Genomic DNA, 18,992 nt, shown 5'->3' on the forward strand with positions numbered 1-18,992 from the left:
CAATAATTATAATTAAGTTGGTAGTGAGGACTAAAGTCTTCATAAAACTCTATCGGGCTGAAGTCCTCGCTACAAACCTATGTTTTACACGACGATATGATAAGATTTCCCAAGTGCGATCGCCCTGCTTCACTCCCCTGACTGAATTTGACTCCTCACCCACTCCCGGAACAAGCGAATTAAAGCATTTTCTTTTGTAGTCCTCCTCAATTCCAAAAAGCGCAGCATCTCAACTTGCGACAAAAAAGGAAAAGTCGGAGACACATCTCTTTCTCTATATTCCTGTGCTTCCAACTGATAAATTATTAAACGATTTCCGTCGTAGCGCCAAACTTCCGGTACGCCTAAACTTGCATATAAAGAAAGTCGATCGATCGAACTGCTAGTCACGTCAATTTCCACCACTAAATCTGGGGGCGGATCTTGATTGAGATCGATTTGTTCTTTATCCCAAACCACATCCTCATTTTCGATATAGTAGCACTGATCCGGTTCCAAACCGCGAGCCAAATCCTCCCGCCTGCAAGTTAGAGAACCCAAACTGCAAATTTCAACATTCAATTCATCACTCACGCTTTCTACAAAACGTCCCAAGATTTTTTTGTACTTTTCGTGGGGTGCTGATGGAGTCATAATTTCTAAATTTCCGCGATCGTAAGTCAGGCGAATTCCTCCTTGTTCGGCTAACTCATTCACCAGGGATTCGTAAGTTTTCCAGCTAATGTTTTTCAGCAGAATTCCGCTACTTTGACTCGGGATCAGGGTGGCTGTCATGGCTACCTGCCTGGGTTTTAAATTATTGATTGTATATTAGGAAACATTATATTGATTGATGCGCGATCGCCCTTTTAGAGAGACTTTTGAAGGGAGCGTCTCTTTTGGAGAGTAAAAAGCATTTGTGAGGAGTGCGAGCCGGACGTTGGCTAGGTTGTATATCCCTAGCGCGTTCTCACAGCGAACACTCCTGCCAAAAGAAAATTGGGATACTTCCATTGACCAACGTTAAAAACTAGATTTTCCTAGTTTTTAACGTTGGTGATTGACTGCGACAAATCAATTCGTCGCAGTCAATACATTACTTCGCGGCAGCTTGACGCTCTTTTGCCGCCTTAATCACTTCTTCAGCGATGTTATTCGGACAAGGAGCATAGTGCGAGAAGGACATGGAAAACTGACCGCGGCCAGAGGTCATAGTACGCAAATCGCTAATGTAACCAAACATTTCGCTCAAGGGTACATCTGCCTTGATCCGTGCTCCTGTTTGTCCTGTCTCCTGAGATTTCATCATCCCCCGGCGGCGGTTGAGGTCGCCGATCACGTCGCCCATGTAATCATCTGGAGTGAATACATCGACATTCATAATCGGTTCGAGCAACTGAGGCCCCGCTTTCGGCAGAGACTGCCGATAGGCCGCTTTGGCAGCAATTTCAAAGGCCATTGCTGACGAGTCAACGGGGTGGAAACCGCCTTCTAGAAGCGTGAATTTCAAGTCCAAGCAGGGGAATCCGGCCAAGACGCCTTTGTCGATGCAGCTTTCAAAGCCTTTTTCGACGGCTGGCCAATATTCTCTCGGCACGCTACCACCAGTCACTTTTGACTCAAACTGGAAGCCACTTCCAACCTCACCAGGCTCGATCACATAGCCGATTTTGGCAAATTGACCGGAACCACCTGATTGCTTTTTGTGGGTGTATTCGTCTTCCAAGCGCTTGGTAATCGACTCGCGGTAGGCTACCTGTGGTTCGCCGACTTCTACTTCGATGCCGTGGGTGCGCTTGAGAATGTCTACTTTGATGTCGAGGTGTAACTCGCCCATCCCCTTGAGAATCGTTTCGCCGCTTTCTTGATCCGTCACCATGTGGAAAGATGGGTCTTCTTGCACCATCTTGGTGAGGGCTGCTCCCATTTTTTCTTCGCCGCCTTTTTGTTTCGGTTTGACCGAAATCGAAATAACGGGATCGGGGAATACCATCGGCTCTAGGGTGGCGGGATTTTTGGGGTCGCAGATGGTGTGTCCGGTGCGGACGTTTTTCATGCCGACGATCGCCACAATGTCCCCTGCTTGCGCGGATTCAATTTCTTCGCGAGAGTTGGCGTGCATCTCCACCAAACGGCTGACGCGCTCGGTTTTGCCCGTGGCGGTATTGAGTATGGTGTCGCCCTTGGACAGAGTACCGGAGTACAGGCGCGTGAATGTTAGAGCACCGTAGCGATCGTCCATGATCTTAAACGCGAGTGCCCGCAATGGCCTGTTGGGATCGACAACGGCAAACTCGCCGGTTTCCTCGCCCTCGAGATCGACTTCTGGCTGCGGTGTGACTTCCATCGGGTTTGGCAGGTAGTCAACTACGGCATCGAGAACCAACTGCACGCCTTTGTTTTTAAACGATGAGCCGCAGTAGGTGGGGAAAAATGCCCGATCGCGAGTACCTTTGCGAATGCAGCGCTTGAGGTCTTCGAGGCTCGGCTCGTTGCCTTCGAGATACTGTTCCATCACAGCGTCGTCTTGCTCGACGGCCAGTTCGATCAACTTTTCGCGCCAACTTTCGACATCATCGACCATATCGGCGGGGACATCTTTAATTTGATAGTTCATGGGATCGCCGGAATCATCCCAGATCCAGGCTTTGCGGGTCAGCAAATCGACTACGCCGCAAAACTTTTCTTCTATGCCGATCGGCAATACCATCACCATCGGTTTAGCGCCAAGGATTTTATCGACTTGCTTGACAACGCGGTAAAAATCTGCACCGGTGCGATCGAGCTTATTGATGTAGATGACGCGAGCGACTTTGGAATCGTTAGCGTAGCGCCAGTTGGTTTCAGATTGCGGTTCAACTCCACCCGAACCGCAGAACACACCAATGCCACCATCGAGAACCTTCAAAGAACGGTAAACCTCGATCGTAAAATCGACGTGTCCCGGAGTATCGATGATGTTGAGCTGATGCTCGTTCCAGAAGCACGTGGTAGCAGCGGACTGAATCGTAATACCGCGCTCTTGCTCCTGTTCCATGAAGTCAGTAGTCGCCGCGCCTTCGTGAACTTCACCAATTTTGTGGATTTTACCTGTCAGTTTCAGGATTCTTTCTGTTGTGGTGGTCTTGCCAGCATCTACGTGGGCGAAGATGCCGATATTTCGATAACGAGTGAGATCTTTCATAATTACTGTTGAGATTAAATGCGACGAACCGTCGGCGACCACCTGCAAGCGTAACCAGCGAGGAATCAATGTTGCCTTAGGCGCCAGTACAGGCTAGATTTCCTTTCCCCTGTTTCTGGCAGAACTATCTTAATTTTGACACTTCTTCGTCAATCCTGCGAAGGATTCTTGGTGGAATAAGTACCCCAAGCCTGGCTCCTCATAAAAATAGCGTAGATTAAGGCCAAAATCCTCTCCTAAAGTAGTTTGGGTTGAGGCACTCGTTTCTAACAAACTCGTGTTTTTGACGTTTCGATCGATCTGATATTTTGCAGCATTCTCAGCAAAAAAGTATAAACCGCGTTTCCTGACAAAAAACCTAGGGTTTTACGTGAGTTTAGGGGAACAAAATCGGTTTCTGACATTAGTGACATTAAATAAGTAGCTGCAAATAAACCGCCCTATGGGGAGGAGGACGGGTGAGTGCAGCAATAAACTGGCGGCTTTGATATATATTCGCTTAACCTGCGACTACAAAATATTATTAAAAACCCCGTTGCTGCGTCCAAAACTATCTAAGTCAAAATCGACCCACTCATCATCCGCTGATATCTCCGCTCCAATTCATCCCGCACCACCGGCCATTGATTCAAACTTTCATCATTATCAATTACCATTTGAGCCGCCGCCCTCGCCAACTCCAAAACCTCCTGATCCTCCACCAAGCTCGCCAAAGCAAAATCTGGCAAACCCGACTGCCGAGTTCCCAAAACCTGACCAGGCCCGCGCAATCTCATGTCCATTTCCGCAATAAAAAATCCATCTTGAGATTGTTCTAAAACCTTCATTCTCTGCATGGCTTCCGCACTTTTGGAACCGGGCATTAACAAACAATAAGAACGGTTGCTGCCCCGACCGACTCGCCCCCGCAACTGATGCAGTTGGGACAGTCCAAAACGCTCAGAATTTTCAATCAGCATTACCGTTGCATTCGGCACGTCCACTCCCACCTCGACCACAGTAGTAGATACTAAAATATCCGTTTCTTTGTCTCGAAACTTAGTAATTGCCTCATCTTTGTCAGCACTGCTCATCCTGCCGTGGAGCAAACCCACCTTAAACTCAGGAAATACACTTTTTTCTAGTTTTTCTTTTTCCTCAATTGCCGATCGCACGTCCAACTTTTCCGACTCCTCCACCAGCGGCAGCACCACATAAACTTGACGCCCGCTCGCCACTTCCCGCCGAATCAAATCGTAAGCTTGGATTCGTTCTTTGGCAGACAGTACAGTGGTTTGAATCGCCTGCCTACCGGGGGGAAGTTCATCAATTTGACTCACATCTAAATCCCCGTGCAGTGTCAGGGCCAGCGTCCGGGGAATGGGAGTTGCCGTCATCGTCAAAACGTGGGGAGCTTCGCCTTTTTGCTGCAATTTAGCGCGCTGGTGCACACCGAATCTGTGCTGTTCATCAATTACCGCCAAACCCAATTTATGGAAATTCACCGTATCTTGAATCAGCGCGTGAGTTCCCACTAAAACAGGTAATTCTCCGGTTTCTAATTGGTTGTGAATTTCGCGGCGCTTGGCTATTTTTGTGGAACCAGTTAACAGTTCGACAGACAAGTGCATCAAGTTAAACCAACCTACCAATTTGCGATAGTGCTGTTCTGCTAAAACTTCTGTCGGCGCCATTAAAGCGGCTTGATAGCCGGATTGAATTGCTGCTAGCATTGCCACTACGGCGACTACTGTTTTGCCAGCACCGACATCGCCTTGCACTAATCTGTTCATCGGTTGCGACGAAGCTAAATCGTTGAGGATGTCGTTAATTACTCTTTCCTGAGCATTAGTCAAGGCAAAAGGCAAGATTTCATAAAAATGTTCGATCAATTTGCCAGTAGGAAGGATGACTGCACTAGCTTGAGCTTTCCTTTGGGTTTGCCGGCGCTTCAAAAGTCCTAATTGCAGGTAGAAAAATTCGTCAAAAACTAAGCGGCGGCGGGCGGCGGCCAAACAATCTCGATCGAGCGGAAAGTGAATATTAGTTACCGCATCGGCTAAACCCATTAAACCGTAACGCTCGCGCAAATCTTCCGGTAGGGATTCTGGCAACATTTTTGCCGCCGGCATTGCAGCCAAAATCGATCGCCTCACCGAACCAGCATCCACCCCCTCCGTCAGCGGATAAACTGGTATCAAGCGACCGACTTTCATCGATTCGATCGCACCCTCGGAGTCGTCTAATACTTCTAACTCAGGATTTTCTAAAGTAATTCCATATTTACCCTGCTTCACCAAGCCGGAAGCTGCCAGCACCGCACCTGTACAATACTCGCGCTTTTTGAATTCTTGCCAACCGCGATTACTGTAGCGAGGACCTGCAAAAAAACGACTTATTTTTATTTCTCCGGTACGGTCTTTTAAAATAACTTCTAATATGGTTAATTTCTTATTTTTCGGACTAGAAAAGCAATTGCAGCGCTTTACTTCTGCGATTAAAGTGACAGTTTCCCCAGCTACCAGCTCGCGAATTTGTACTTGCTTTGCATAGTCGATGTGGTTGCGCGGATAGTAGTAAAGCAAGTCGTATACAGTGTATAAACCCAGTTTTGCCAAGCGGTTGCCGTTGGCAGGGCCGATGCCGGTGACACGGGTTAACTGTTGGTCGAGAGTCAGGCTGGGCGGTGGGGGTGCTGTACTCAGGGGTGCAGTTCGGGGAACGGAAAGTGCTGGGGCGGTTGGTTCAGAAGCGTTAGCGTTTGCGGGTCTGACTTGTCCTACTTGTTTTTGCTGGTGGCGAGTTTCTTGTTCCCAAACTTGCTCCATTTGCCTCAAAAAACTGACCGTAATGGCGATCGAATGTTGGCGCTGTTCGAGATCTTTCTGAGGGTAGATGTCAAATTCAGCGGCTAGTTGTCTGGCTCGATCGCGCGAAGAAGCCGCCACATTAGCTGCCAACTGTCTTAAACTCAGACCCAGAAACTCGCTGAAGCGGTATTGACTGCCTTGGATGTCGTTAAATCCGCGATCGGCTTCTACTGAAAGAGCTTTTTGCAATCGCTGCCATTCGGGTCGATCGATAGTCATATCAATTTTAGATTTTAGATTTTAGATATTAGATTTTAAATTTTAACTTTTTCTTTTAAGAAGCTTCTACCAAAAAAAGTATAACACCGAGAAACCCGGTTTCTTTAAGAAAGCGGGTTTCCCAATAGCCTAAAAGTTTTACGTTTTTCCTTCTTCCCTCTTCCTTCTTCCTTCTTCCTTCTTCCTTCTTCCTTCAACGTCCGATCAATCTTCAAACCAACTCGATCGCCAAGCCGACTCAGCCTCCACTACAGCGAGTTCCCGCTGCTTTTTCTGGTAATCGCGGCCCAGCGAGTTCAACTTTACAGACAGGTTACGAATTTGCTGGCGCCAAGCCGAGGTTCCCGCATCGGCAAACTCTATTTCCGACAGCCGCAGTTTAATCGCTGTAATGTGCAGCGCCCTACTACCCAAGGTTTCTGCCAATTTTCGCGATGCTGATGAGGCATCAGTTTCAATGATTAAGTTTAATAAGTTAGGCGGCCCGGCAACACTATCGCCCGAGGATTCAGCTTGAGAAGCAGCTTCTAGAACCGGTTCTGGCAATTGACTCGGCAAGATTCCCGACTGTTGCAGCAAGCGGTTGGTGTCGCGAGAAAGCAGCTTGAGTATATGGGCGATCGACTTTTCAATACTATTTTGCCAGCGTGCCAAACTTTCTGGGGAATTGGCACTTGGCAATTGATAATTTGCCAATGAAAATAGATAGTTAATGGCGGAAACTTGGTTTTTTTCCTTTTCGTCTTGTTCCTTTTCGTCTTCTTCGTCTTCTTCCTCTTCGTCTTTGTCGAAGTCGTCTCCGTCTTCGTCTTCCTCTTCGTCTTCCTCTTCGTCTTCCTCTTCCTCTTTCTCTGCTTCTGATTCAGTCACCAGCGATCGCAATTTTTCCTCCGACGCCGCAGCCAAAGCCCTTACAGACTGCTGCATTTTTTGCCTCCCCTCGAAGGACAACTTGAGAAACGACTCCGGTACTGCTTGAGTGCAAAGGTGATAGCAAGCCAAAATTAACTGCTGTCGCACCGCTTGTCCCAACGCAGTTAAATAACCTTCGTAGGTACTGCGAAACTCCAACTTCAAGGCTGCTAAAGCCTCTTCGAGTCCTGCCAAATCTTGCTCTATTCGCTCTCTTGGTCGCACCATATCTCTCGTATAAAATTAAAATAATACTTACGCAAGTTTTAAATTCTTACGCTATCTGTAATAGTAAGGTGTGCAGTGCACACCTTACAAATATACTGGGTTCATAAGTCCTGTAAAAATTAAAAATTAAAAATGCAAAAAATCCAGGTTTCACATTTTTAATTTTTAATTTTTAATCTTAATTTGGGATTATTGAACACCCATTTGGGCTGCCACTTCATCGGCAAAGTTAGCTTCTACCTTCTCAATGCCTTCGCCCAAGACAAAACGCACGAAGCGGCGCACTTGGACATTTTCTCCAATTTGGGCGATCGTTTGTTTCACCAACTCTTCCACCGAGATATTCTGATCTTTAATAAAAGGCTGATCCATTAAAGATAACTCTTTCATGCGCTTCTCAATCCGCCCTAGAACAATCTTTTCTTTGATGTTCTCCGGCTTGTTGCCCAAGTCATCTTTGCCCATTTCAATTGCCTTTTCTCTTTCGACAACTTCGGCGGGGATATCTTCAACTTTCACGTATTCCACATTCGGGCAAGCTGCAATTTGCATCGCAATATCCCGCACCAACTTTTGGAATTCTTCGCGACGTGCCACAAAATCTGTTTCGCAGTTAACTTCCACCAGCACTCCCACGCGGCCGCCGGTGTGAATGTAGCTGCCTACAAGTCCTTCTGAGGCGACTCGTCCACCTTTTTTACCTGCCGAAGCCAGACCTTTTTTCCGCAGCCACTCAATGGATGTTTCCATATTACCTTCGTTTTCAACGAGGGCTTTTTTGCAGTCCATCATGCCCGCGCCAGTTTTTTCGCGCAGTTCTTTAACAAGTTTTGCAGATATGTCCGCCATCTTCTTTAAGTTCCCAATCAAAATTAGTTATTAGTCATTAGTCATCAGTCATTAGTCATCAGTCATTAGTCACTAATTTTAATGTTAATGATTCGACCCGAGTGAAGAAATACCCACTCGATCTTAGTACCGACTTTGTAGGTGTAGCGCCAGAATTAATTCTGGCGCTGACACAATCAATGCTTTTGCCAGAACTCTACTAATGACTTAGACTCGTGCTATGTACAATTAAAAATTAAAAATATCCAACTAAAAATAATTATTATTTTTAATTTTCAATCTTTAATTTTTAATTTCCTGGTGTCAGATGCCGAGAGCAATACTAGCTCTCGGTTTCTTCGCCGTCAGCGTCAGCGGCGTCGTCGGGATCTACATAATCGGGGTCATCCAATTCTTCGATTTCGACATCATATTCCGCGCCTTCGTAGCCACCTTCGTAGTCGTAGTCTTCCTCAGAGTCACCGCCCTGCTGACCATGACGACCTTCGTAGATGGCATCAGCTAACTTGCCGACAATCAGCTTGATCGATCGAATAGCATCGTCATTCGCCGGAATCGCAATGTCAACCAAATCCGGGTCGCAGTTGGTATCCAACAGAGAGACGATCGGAATTCCCAACTTTTGGCATTCCAACACCGCATTATACTCGCGGCGTTGGTCTACCAGCACCACTCCGTCGGGAATCTTCCGCATAGATTTAATCCCGCCCAGATATTTCTGGAGTTTTGCCATTTCTCGGCGCAGTACCGAAGCTTCTTTTTTCGGCAGCAAATCGAGGGCGCCGATTTCCTCGCGACGCTCCAAATCCTTGAGGCGCTCCACGCGGGACTTAATAGTCGTCCAGTTGGTGAGCATTCCCCCCAGCCAGCGCTGGTTGACGTAATAAGCACCGCAGCGTTGAGCTTCTTGGGCTACAATCCCTGCAGCTTGGCGCTTCGTACCCACGAACAAAAACTTTTTGCCTTTTTCTGAGGCAACTCTCATGTACTCGTAGGCGTCTTCCATAAGCTGAGCGGTTTGCACGAGGTCGATGATGTGAACCCCGTTGCGCTCTGTAAAAATGTATGGAGACATTTTCGGGTTCCACCGACGGGTTTGGTGTCCGAAGTGAACCCCTGACTCTAACATTTGAGCCAAACTGACTACTGGCATTGTATTTTTAACTCCTAATTCGGGTTAATCCTCCACCCGGTCGTATTTCTGAAGGTTTGCGCCCTCGAAACACCCGAAAACCCGGATGTGCGAATTTAAACAACTTTTCTAGTTTATCACAGCGCGCGCTACTTTTTCTGAAAATTTGATATCCGTAGGGTTGGCTTGGCACCCGGATGTGAGATTTAATGGGCGGGTTGGGTGCGGGGTGTGCAGGCGGCGGTTAAAGTTACTCGCAAGCGCTTCTTACAACCGAAAAATGCCGGTGGGAGGTTGCCAAAGCCTTTGTTCGCTTGTGAGAGAATGGCGTTGTTGGTGGGCCTCTTGTGCCTTCTACCTTCGATCGAGCTGGTATCGATTTTTTTCGATCAGCAATTCAGTCAGCGTTAGTACACTGCCCTCTCGATCCGCAAAAATCCCAAAGCTAAAAACGCCATGCCCATACCCATTCTCGTCCTGCTTGAAGTTCTAATTGTCATCGCACTTTCGAGACTTGTAGGTTTAGGATTTCGAGCGATCAAACAACCTCAAGTCATTGGAGAAATTGTAGCAGGAATTATGCTTGGACCTTCTCTGTTTGGCTTAGTTGCACCAGATTTAGCAACAGCACTTTTTCCCGCCGAAGCCGTTCCCTTCCTCAACGTGCTATCAGAGGTGGGGCTAATATTTTTCATGTTTTTGATTGGTTTGGAACTGAATCCCAAGTATCTCAAAAGCAATTTAGATATAGCGATTTTAACTTCCCACGTCAGCATTTTACTGCCCTTTTCCCTGGGAAGCTTGCTAGCGCTGCAGCTGTATCCCATCGTTTCAAATAATAGCGTTTCCTTTACCGCCTTTGCTTTGTTTTTGGGCGCTGCGATGTCAATTACGGCCTTTCCGGTGCTGGCAAGAATTATTACAGAACACAACTTGCAGAATACAAAATTGGGAACGTTGGCCTTGACTTGCGCTGCGGTAGATGACGTAACGGCGTGGTGTTTGTTAGCGGTGGCGATCGCAGTTACTCGTACTAATTCGATGATCGGTGCTGTGCCGACAATTATTGCATCTTTAATTTACATCGGTTTCATGCTGACTGTAGTCCGTTGGTTCTTGCAGCGACTTTCCAAACAGTACAACCGCACTGGCAGATTAACACAGTTATTGCTCTCCGGCATTTACATGGGAGTTGTAGCTTCGGCATTAATTACTGAATGGATCGGCATTCATTTAATTTTCGGTGCATTTATGCTGGGTGCTGCCATGCCTAAAAATGCGGGATTGACCAGAGAATTAGCAGAAAAAACAGAAGACTTTGTACTAATATTTCTCCTGCCCATATTTTTTGCTTATAGCGGGTTGCGAACTCAAATCGGCTTGCTCAACAGTCCTGAATTGTGGCTGCTGTGCGCCGCAGTTTTAGGAGTGGCAATTGTCGGCAAATACCTCGGCACTTACGTTGCAGCTAGAGTATGTGGCATCAGCAACCGCGAAGCTTCAGCCCTGGGATGGCTGATGAATACTCGTGGTTTGACTGAACTAATTGTGCTGAATATCGGTCTTTCCTTGGGGGTGATTTCGCCGCTGCTATTTACGATGTTAGTCATCATGGCTTTAGTGACAACTTTTATGACTTCGCCACTGTTGGAGTGGACTTATCCAAAACGGTTAATTAGATTAGATATTTCAGAAGTTAACTCTGAGGATTCCGAATTAGAAGATTTACAAATGGCTGACATCAACGAAGAAACTGCTAACAAATTGCTGCCCACTTATCGAATTTTAGTACCTGTTGCCAACCCCAGCACGCAGAAAGGTTTACTGAGACTAGCGGTAGCGCTGGCGCAGCCTGCTGCTGGTATGGGCGGTGATGATTTAAAGTCGGCGGCGGTTCATCCTCTGAGTTTGATAGAATTAAATGATGACTATGCTTTTGAAAGTACGCCGGCGGAAGCCGATCGCATTATTCAAGAGCGTCGCTCGAAATTATCAGAATTGATTGATAGTTTGGAACTGCCCGAGGCAAGAAAATTCGTACATCCCATCATTCGCGTTACTAATGATGTCGCCCGGGAAACGGCACAAATTGCGGAGATCGATCGCGCGGATTTGATTTTAGTAGGATGGCATAGGCCTACTTTTAGCAGCAACCGTTTGGGAGGACGTGTCGGTCAAATTCTCAGCAACGCAAAGGTGGATGTAGCAATTTTTGTTGACAGAGGCAGGGAAAAATTGAATAACTTGTTAGTACCTTACGCCGCAAACATTCACGATGACTTGGGGTTAGAATTGGCGCTGAGACTGTTAGTTAATAGCGAGGAACGCCGTTTGACGGTGCTGCGGGTGGCGGTTGACGGGGAATCTGGAAATGAGCTGAGTTACGAGTTTCAGCGAGTGATGGATCAGTTACCAGTTGAGGTACGATCGCGCATTGAAACTCCGATTGTGGAGGCTGCTGAGCCAATTCAAGCAGTGGTTGCGGCTTCTGCTAATGCTGATTTGACTATTGCGGGTACGAGTCGGGAGTGGGGAATTGAGCGCCAAACTTTGGGACAGTATACTGATGAATTGGCTGTGCAGTGTCATTCTTCGCTGCTGATTGCGCGGTGTTACGTTAGAGTGCGATCGCACTTGGCATCGGTACTTCCTCAAATGTAGTCAGTTGACTGTTGACTGTTGACTGTTGGCAGTTGTTATTAGTTATTGGTTATTGGTTATTGGTTATTTGTGAGTTAGTACCAATGCCCAATGCCCAATGCCCAATGCCCAATGCCCAATGCCCAATGCCCAATTATTAATTACCAAGATGATGAATCATTTAAGCCTCAAATCGCTGGCATTTTACGGGATTGCGATCGGCTCAGTTGCACTGCTGTTTAAAGTAGTAACTGCTTATGGGGAAGCAAATTTAAAGGCTCCTTCGGCAATTGCGGGAAATTATCGCTTCGATCCTAAAAGTTTGCCCGAATGTCTGAAATCTGATGTTTTGGTATTGACAATCGAGCAATCGGGTGTTTATTTGAGCGGTAATTTGCGATCGGGCAGCAGGGAGGGCAGGGAAAAAACAGCCCAGGAGAAACCTTCTCTATTTGGTAAGTGGGAAACTCAAGGATTGAACTTGTCGGGTGCGGTTGCTAATTTAGCTGGTTGCAGCGACTCCACAGCAACCGGTCAAAACAGTTCTGTTAAAATGCGCGGAATTGTGGAGCAAGAAAGCCTCAAAGGAAAAATTAGTCTAACTGATAAGGCGGCGGCTACAGATTTTACGGCTCAAAGAGAAGCGGCGGTGCAACCCCAGAAGCAGGAACATTGATTGATCCCAATAGAGAATAAGAAATGGGAAATGGGTAATTCTTTGTCGCTTTTCGACTCTCCCCTTCTCCCCTAACGAAGCAAGGAATCACAAAGCTCCGGCGACGTGGGTGGGGAGTGGCAGATCAAACTCCCGCTGGAGCTCGCCTGTGACGGTCGGTTGCTGCTAAATTAGAAAATATGCCTAAAAGTCAATGATAAAAATAAAGTATCCCAGAGAAGTTCTTGGTTGAGAATTTGTCTTGCTCAAGACCCCCCGTGCCCGTATAGTTTGTTTGGAATGGATGTTGCCGTGATATTAATGCCGTCAGAAACTTCGCTTACCCAGTCAAACCCGTTAATTTTAGACAGTTTGCCAGACTTGTCGCCTTCCGATGGGGGATGTCCCCGCCGAGCCAGATTACAAATTGACTTGATGTTGCTGGCGATCGAAGCCTTGTATCTCGGAGGTGCCGAAGAAATGCTGGTGGTGTCAAAGGACCTGGAATTGGAATCAATTATCAAAAATCGGGTTGCCCTTTGGCTGATGCGTAATACTAACCCGCTGAGACGCTACACCCAGCGCCGCTCGCTTACTATGGTGGAGGCAAAAGCGCTGGTGGCGATCGCCTGTAATATGGCGCGTAAGTTAACCGCCACAATTCGGCAGTTGCTGCTAGACTCGCAGCAGTTGCGATCGAGAAATATCCCCCTCAACCAGAACCTGCCGCTGGCCGAGTATTTAGAACGCTTTAGAGCTCACTTTCGATCGCGCATGAACCCCAAGCGATCGCTAGTTGCCGCTTACGATTCCGACGACAAGCTCAACGAACTAGCTTTGAACTTGTTGAGCAAACTGCTATTTTGTACAGGCACAGCCGGAATGCAGCGCTTCTGGGTTAGCCTGTTTGATGGAGAAGTTGAATAAAAAATGACTATTAGGCGTCAGTACAGTCTGCCAAATTGCACCCTAGTTCTAGAAGGGTTGAGCGATGGATCGGCAACCAGCCAGTTAGATATACGACCGGTGCTTTCCATACTAATGAGCGCTGAATGCTATGTGAAAGGTCTCGGCGAGCCCCTGACGGGGGGGCGGGAGTTTTTTGAAAGCTTGGTGAGGGCCGTCAGCAGCTACGCTCAAGAATTTATGAGCGGGGTGCATTATCCCGATCGCTACGGCCCGAATGTGGGCATGGTGCAGTTACACAGAATTGACGGGAATTTGCACCGATTGACCGTTCTACCCGCCTCCACAGGCAGCCCAACCCCAATCGATCAAAAAACAGAACTGTCGGCAAAAGTTGATTTGACGACGGTACAGCTATTTGACTTGGTAGAGGCGATCGATCAGTTTTTTGCCGACACGCAGACGCTGCCGGAATTATCGCTGCAATTAACCCCAATTTCCAAGCGTTACGTCAAGTCGGCCGAACCTTTGGCGAAGCGGACTTTGCCTGCTGTGGTGGGGGTGTCGAGTTTGGCTTTGGCTGCGATGGCGTTTTTCTTGGTGCCGGTGCCAGAAGTCCAGCGCCAGAGAGATCCGGTGCCGCAGCCCAATCCAGCGGGCCAGAATCAGGGGACGCCGAATCCGGGCGGATCGGGTTCGCCTAATCCCAATCCCACGCCCCCTGCAGACGGTTTGGTGCCTGGGACTCAAACTCCGAACGCTGAATCGATTTCGCCGACTCCGAGCCCCGCGCCGCAGTCGGACGCTTCACCAAGCCCCACACCGCAGTCGGACGCTTCACCAAGCCCCACACCGCAGTCGGACGCTTCGCCGGAAAGCACGCCCAGTCCTGTTGCTGAAGGTTTGGCAAGCCCTGAAGCAGCAGCCGTGCCAATTACCGACCCAGGGGAAATTGAGCTGTTGAGGGGCAAACTTTCCCAGCAAATTGACGGATTTGTGAAGAATCAGCCTCCGGGTGATGCGGAGTTGGTTTATCGGGTGAGTGTGGCCCAAGACGGGGCGATTGTCGGTTACAAGCCCGAGAATTCGGCAGCAGTCGATCAATCCGAAACGCCCTTGTCGGAGTTGCTTTACAAACCGGTTGGCACCAGGTCACCGGCGGAACCGCTGGCTGATTTCCGCGTAGTTTTGGCACCAGACGGCACTGTTCAAGTCACTCCTTGGTAATGGTTGATTGTTGACTGTTAACGGTTAACTGTTGACTGTTAACGGTTGACTGTTGACTGTTGAGTGATACCAAATCCCGCTTAAATGCTCCCTCAATCTCTTAGTCTGCGGAGGCAGACTTTGTTTTTGTAGTAGCGATTTCAATCGCCGAATTATCTACAAACCGATTGCTGATTCAAAGCCCTGTTGGTGCGATTGGCTCAATGTTTGGGTCAAATCCTCCAACTTGATTTGTGCGAATTATCCACAAAAATGCTCCCTGTTTTAAGAAAATTTTGGCTATTTCATCTTGGGTGCGCCTGGGTAGCATTGTTCGGTAACTAATAGCAGCTTTTATCAGGTTCACTATACCGACAAAAAAGGTTTTTTTCAGTTCCGCATCAATCCCCGCCAATCTTGCATTTTTCCGCCAATCTGGACGGACAATGCCGAGGGGCATTAATACTTTTTCTAAACTCTCTCCTAAAGCTACTAACTGGTGAAACCTTTGGGTTTGTGCGTCGGTGGGATGTGTTTTCAACCAGTCTTGAATCTGAGGATTTGACTCTATTTCGGAAGTAATTTTTTTAATTGTCGCGTAAATTGCCTGACTTGAATCTTGGACGCAAGAAGTTGCTGGGGTGACTAAACTTGCGCCGGTGCCGTCTCCGCTGCGGTAGCGGGCCATCATGATATCTAGTTGCTGGTTTAATTCGGTTAAAGGCGACAAGGTGATGCCGTCAAAATCGTAGTCGCAACACACGCAATCTAATTTACAGATGATATCGCAAACCGGGCGATCGCCCAACCAGCCGCGCTGCAAGTCTCCCATGTAGCTTTGCCATTTGCTGGAACCGGCAACAATTCCGTCGGGATTATGGGCGTAAACTTGTTTGTATTCTATGTCAAAACGCAGTTCGCTGGTAAAGCGATCGCGCACCACTTTTGCTACTCCCAAAGCAAAATGTCCGGTGACAATTCCCAGCGGTGGCCGTTCGCCTTTTTTGCCGCCGATACCGCCGAAACTGTGAATCACTATCCCGATATCTCCTTCTTGCCAAGGAGAGATTGAAGCGTTTTCTGTAGCCTCATTTGGGGTTAACAATATTCTTTTTGCTTGCCCTTTTTGTGCTGGTGTATTTTCCCAATTTTTGTTACTTAAATAAGCGAGAGATTTTTTTAGACCGAAATGTGTTTCATCTGGTGTTAATTGGGCAACTTTGCGGGGTTCGATTGCCTGCACTACAAATATACTGTCTTCGTCTCTATCGCCATAAATGTACCAGCCGTCTGGATTTAAGGGGGATTGTTCGATCAGGTGATTGGTAGACCTCGCTACGCCATTTTTGTCGGGCTGTACTTGTGGAATCCGAATAATTTCAGCGGCGCCGTCAAATTGTTGAGATGTTTTGTTGAAATGCCGGACAATAAATTTGTCGCTGTCGGCTTCTTTTCGCTGTAAAATTGAGACTAAGGCGCAGAAACGTCCGATAATTTGTACGGGTTCGCGATCGATCGTGAGTTCCTGGCGATCGCTGCTGCTATAATTAATCGCAATCACCGGCCTGCGTAGCATCACAGTCACGCTGTCTTCGAGTCTGCTGCCTGTTAGAGTTTCTAAAGGGCTTACATTTCGCCAGCCGTTCAATCTATCTGGATGGATGTTGCCAGATTTTTGACTTTTTTTAGTTTGTTGTGTGAAGTTTATATCTTGACTGACTGCGTGGACAAAAAACTGTACTTCGCGATTTGTACTCCATTTCAAAAATGCTGTTTTGCCAATGAAATTTTTATATTTTTTGGGGGCATTTATTACTTCAAAAAAAACTGTCCCGTAGGGTTGGCGCTGTTCGCTTGAGGGCAAAACTAAGCGCCCGTGCCAAAGAGCTATCGGCTTGTAGAGATAGGCAACCGCTGCTGAATTTTCGCAGATTATCGGCGGCTCAGGCACTTCTGAAATATCGTTTTTGTCTCCAAAAATTGCAGCAGTTAACTTGCCGTCACTTTCTACGAAAACAGGTTCTAAAAAAACGTTTTCAGGCTCTGAAATAGTAGCGGTTAAATTGTCCGTCTTTCTTTTGAACGAGCGTTTAAAAAACAGGCTATTTTTTTCCAATTTTGCCTGCAACCAAGTAATAAAAAGGCGAAGAAAAATAAAAGCTGTTAAACCGAAAACAACAGCTAATATTATCATGCCCAGAGTCAAAATGAATTGGTCGAAAAACTGACCTGACAGTAAAAAAAGGGTTGGCCCGATCCAAGGAAATGCCGCCATAATGTCTAAAAACGAGTTTTAGGTTCGATCCAGTCTTTGCTGGCTTGACTGCCGAAAACTAGGGGTTTGTCCTCGGTGACAGGTACCGTTTGCCCTGTCATATCCACTGCACAAAGAGGCCAAGATCGATCGCCCAAATTGCCTGCGCGGAACAGAACTTTTCCGGGACAAACTTGACTCCAACCCAACAATACAGCATGAGTGTAAAGACTGCGAGCCGGAGCAACGGTATAAGTGTAATTATCATTTTTGTCCCAAATGACACCGTAGTCGGACATATCGGAAGAGTTGAAAAGTGCTTCAAATTCCCGGGCGAGAACGCGGGAACCGTCTTGATTCCAAGAAACAGGCACTAAAATGGCGATCGTCCCAGACATATCTGTATCATCGCTACCATACATCCCACTTTCCGCCAGGGGCGAAGCAGCCGCTACTGTTTGCAGTTCCCCGGTTTTGAGATTTTCCACAAACATGACGCTGCTAACCCGACACCGGGAGAATTCCGGCTGCACTTGCAACTCAATTCGACTGTAAGCTGCGTATTGGCCGTTAGTTGAAACTAGGGATGGACTGCGATAGTAGCGGAGGCCTGTGCCGGCAGTGGAACTCACTTTAGCATGAGTGGCACTAATCCATTCCCAAGGGACGGGATAAGGGCTATTTAAAGGGTCAGTCATCGGCTTTTCTTCCAAAAGTTTTACTGGATCATCCAACAGATTCAGGCTTGCACGCAACGGACTAGAAACCGGGTTTCTGCCTCGATGCTTCGTCGCCAAACCCCAGATTTGTAGAAACCGGGTTTCTTTTTTAGATTTTAGATGGGAGGCAAAATCTAAAATCTAAAATCTAAAATCGACTGGCAAAAGCGGCAATGTCTGCTAACTTAATTTAGTTGGTAACAGAACTTAACTCAAGTCCTATTAAAATCCAATAGGTAAGATAGTATCGAAATTAATCTGGTATGTGCACCGAGAGGGATGAAATATGACGCGATCTTTTAACCAAAAACCTTCAATCCCCCCCACTCGCGTCTCCAAGTCGCGGGGAAAAGGTTTGCTTGTACTGTCGCTGATTTTTCGACTGCTGCTGCTGGGGGTGGGCAGCGGTTTTGCGTGGGTTTTGGGGATGGCGATCGCTCAAGTTTATCCGTCAGGCGCGACGGAGATGCCGCTGGCAGAGAGATTGCTGCGTGTAACCCAAAATTTGACCTCCAGCCCGAAACGCGCCCCAGCAACGCCAATTCCGGCGCTTCCGCCACCAACCGCTACACCGACTCCCCAGTCCAAAGTCAGTCCTGCCCAGAGAGAGAAATTGCAGTCGGATTTGAGACAGTTGCAGGGTGAACTCAACGCGCTGATTGGTCGCACGGCGGCTTTGGAGAGTCAGTTGGGCAGCAGCCGCCCGACGGAAACTTTGGAAAAGCGTTTGCAGTTGATGTCGCGGGAATTGGCGGCGCCGGAAACGGCGGCAAGTGTTGCCCCTGCTTTACCGGCGATCGGCAGCAGCCCGAGTCTGAACCCTGAAACGGTGAATACTACGCCACAGAATGCCAATAATCCGGTGTTTGGGGGGGATGGGCTGATGGTGACTCTACCCAGCGATGTTTTGTTTGATACTGGCAGCATTTCTTTGCGCGCGGGAACTAATGCGATTTTGGACAATTTGGTGGCGGAGTTGGGCAACCACGAGGGGGCAACTGTGCGCGTTGCCGGCCACACTGACGACGCGGGGGAAGCGGCGGACAATCGCAATGTGTCGTTTGCGCGGGCTCAGGCTGTGGTGCAGTATTTGTCTGGTGTGCTCGGTCAGAAGTATCATTGGGTGGCGATCGGCTATGGGGAAAGTCGCCCTTCGGTGGATAATAGTTCCGATACTAATCGGCAGCGCAACCGCCGCATTGAAGTGGCAATTAATCCTTAGTTTTTAGTGATCAGTAATCAGTTACCAGTCATTAGACT

13 protein-coding genes are annotated in these 18,992 nt (G+C 47.7%); 5 read left to right on the plus strand and 8 right to left on the minus strand.

Annotated elements, in window-relative coordinates:
* Positions 1 to 129 precede the first annotated feature (129 nt).
* The 6 genes from D0A34_11065 to rpsB form a co-directional block, all read right to left on the minus strand.
* On the minus strand, positions 130 to 774 hold the full coding sequence (locus D0A34_11065; protein UNU19338.1) for a Uma2 family endonuclease: 645 nt from the start codon (positions 772 to 774) through the stop codon (positions 130 to 132).
* 301 nt (positions 775 to 1,075) lie between these two features.
* Positions 1,076 to 3,166 (minus strand): elongation factor G, encoded by a 2,091-nt coding sequence (locus D0A34_11070; GenBank protein ID UNU22247.1) that lies wholly within the window; start codon positions 3,164 to 3,166, stop codon positions 1,076 to 1,078.
* Positions 3,167 to 3,717: 551 nt separating this feature from the next.
* Complete coding sequence (gene recG / locus D0A34_11075; protein UNU19339.1) at positions 3,718 to 6,231, minus strand: ATP-dependent DNA helicase RecG; 2,514 nt, start codon at positions 6,229 to 6,231, stop codon at positions 3,718 to 3,720.
* Between the two features lie 204 nt (positions 6,232 to 6,435).
* Positions 6,436 to 7,371, minus strand: a complete 936-nt coding sequence (locus D0A34_11080; protein ID UNU19340.1) for a hypothetical protein — start codon at positions 7,369 to 7,371, stop codon at positions 6,436 to 6,438.
* 189 nt (positions 7,372 to 7,560) lie between these two features.
* Positions 7,561 to 8,220 carry a translation elongation factor Ts gene (gene tsf / locus D0A34_11085; GenBank protein UNU19341.1) on the minus strand — a complete coding sequence of 220 codons (660 nt, stop codon included), beginning with the start codon at positions 8,218 to 8,220 and terminating at the stop codon, positions 7,561 to 7,563.
* Positions 8,221 to 8,542: 322 nt separating this feature from the next.
* A complete protein-coding gene (gene rpsB, locus D0A34_11090; protein UNU19342.1) occupies positions 8,543 to 9,373 on the minus strand; it encodes a 30S ribosomal protein S2 in 831 nt (276 codons plus the stop codon).
* Between the two features lie 435 nt (positions 9,374 to 9,808).
* Between rpsB and D0A34_11095 the strand changes: the two genes are divergently transcribed.
* The 4 genes from D0A34_11095 to D0A34_11110 all read left to right on the plus strand — a co-directional run bounded on the left by D0A34_11095 (position 9,809) and on the right by D0A34_11110 (position 14,780).
* On the plus strand, positions 9,809 to 12,013 hold the full coding sequence (locus D0A34_11095; GenBank protein ID UNU19343.1) for a cation/H(+) antiporter: 2,205 nt from the start codon (positions 9,809 to 9,811) through the stop codon (positions 12,011 to 12,013).
* A gap of 139 nt (positions 12,014 to 12,152) precedes the next feature.
* Entirely contained in the window at positions 12,153 to 12,668 is a 516-nt protein-coding gene (locus tag D0A34_11100) for a hypothetical protein (protein UNU22248.1), read from the plus strand.
* Between the two features lie 279 nt (positions 12,669 to 12,947).
* On the plus strand, positions 12,948 to 13,574 hold the full coding sequence (locus D0A34_11105) for a DUF3038 domain-containing protein (GenBank protein UNU19344.1): 627 nt from the start codon (positions 12,948 to 12,950) through the stop codon (positions 13,572 to 13,574).
* Positions 13,575 to 13,577: 3 nt separating this feature from the next.
* A complete protein-coding gene (locus tag D0A34_11110; protein ID UNU19345.1) occupies positions 13,578 to 14,780 on the plus strand; it encodes a DUF4335 domain-containing protein in 1,203 nt (400 codons plus the stop codon).
* Between the two features lie 175 nt (positions 14,781 to 14,955).
* On the opposite strand, the gene D0A34_11115 is transcribed toward D0A34_11110, so the two are convergent.
* Both D0A34_11115 and D0A34_11120 read right to left on the minus strand, forming a co-directional pair.
* Positions 14,956 to 17,034, minus strand: coding sequence for an abortive infection protein (locus tag D0A34_11115; protein ID UNU19346.1), 2,079 nt, complete (start codon positions 17,032 to 17,034; stop codon positions 14,956 to 14,958).
* A 5-nt stretch (positions 17,035 to 17,039) separates the two neighbouring features.
* A complete protein-coding gene (locus D0A34_11120; protein ID UNU22249.1) occupies positions 17,040 to 17,711 on the minus strand; it encodes a hypothetical protein in 672 nt (223 codons plus the stop codon).
* 307 nt (positions 17,712 to 18,018) lie between these two features.
* On the opposite strand from D0A34_11120, the gene D0A34_11125 reads away from it, so the two are divergent.
* Positions 18,019 to 18,954, plus strand: a complete 936-nt coding sequence (locus D0A34_11125) for an OmpA family protein (GenBank protein ID UNU19347.1) — start codon at positions 18,019 to 18,021, stop codon at positions 18,952 to 18,954.
* Positions 18,955 to 18,992 lie beyond the last annotated feature (38 nt).

The organism is Microcoleus vaginatus PCC 9802, assembly GCA_022701275.1.
In the GTDB taxonomy this organism is placed as follows: Bacteria; Cyanobacteriota; Cyanobacteriia; order Cyanobacteriales; family Microcoleaceae; genus Microcoleus; species Microcoleus vaginatus_A.

Bases quoted from the DNA above. Each gene is read 5' to 3' on its own strand.
- D0A34_11125 (UNU19347.1), top strand. From the start codon at position 18,019: ATGACGCGATCTTTTAACCAAAAACCTTCAATCCCCCCCACTCGCGTC.
- tsf (UNU19341.1), bottom strand. From the start codon at position 8,220: ATGGCGGACATATCTGCAAAACTTGTTAAAGAACTGCGCGAAAAAACT.
- D0A34_11095 (UNU19343.1), top strand. From the start codon at position 9,809: ATGCCCATACCCATTCTCGTCCTGCTTGAAGTTCTAATTGTCATCGCA.
- D0A34_11065 (UNU19338.1), bottom strand. From the start codon at position 774: ATGACAGCCACCCTGATCCCGAGTCAAAGTAGCGGAATTCTGCTGAAA.
- D0A34_11105 (UNU19344.1), top strand. From the start codon at position 12,948: ATGGATGTTGCCGTGATATTAATGCCGTCAGAAACTTCGCTTACCCAG.
- D0A34_11110 (UNU19345.1), top strand. From the start codon at position 13,578: ATGACTATTAGGCGTCAGTACAGTCTGCCAAATTGCACCCTAGTTCTA.
- rpsB (UNU19342.1), bottom strand. From the start codon at position 9,373: ATGCCAGTAGTCAGTTTGGCTCAAATGTTAGAGTCAGGGGTTCACTTC.
- D0A34_11080 (UNU19340.1), bottom strand. From the start codon at position 7,371: ATGGTGCGACCAAGAGAGCGAATAGAGCAAGATTTGGCAGGACTCGAA.
- recG (UNU19339.1), bottom strand. From the start codon at position 6,231: ATGACTATCGATCGACCCGAATGGCAGCGATTGCAAAAAGCTCTTTCA.
- D0A34_11115 (UNU19346.1), bottom strand. From the start codon at position 17,034: ATGGCGGCATTTCCTTGGATCGGGCCAACCCTTTTTTTACTGTCAGGT.
- D0A34_11120 (UNU22249.1), bottom strand. From the start codon at position 17,711: ATGACTGACCCTTTAAATAGCCCTTATCCCGTCCCTTGGGAATGGATT.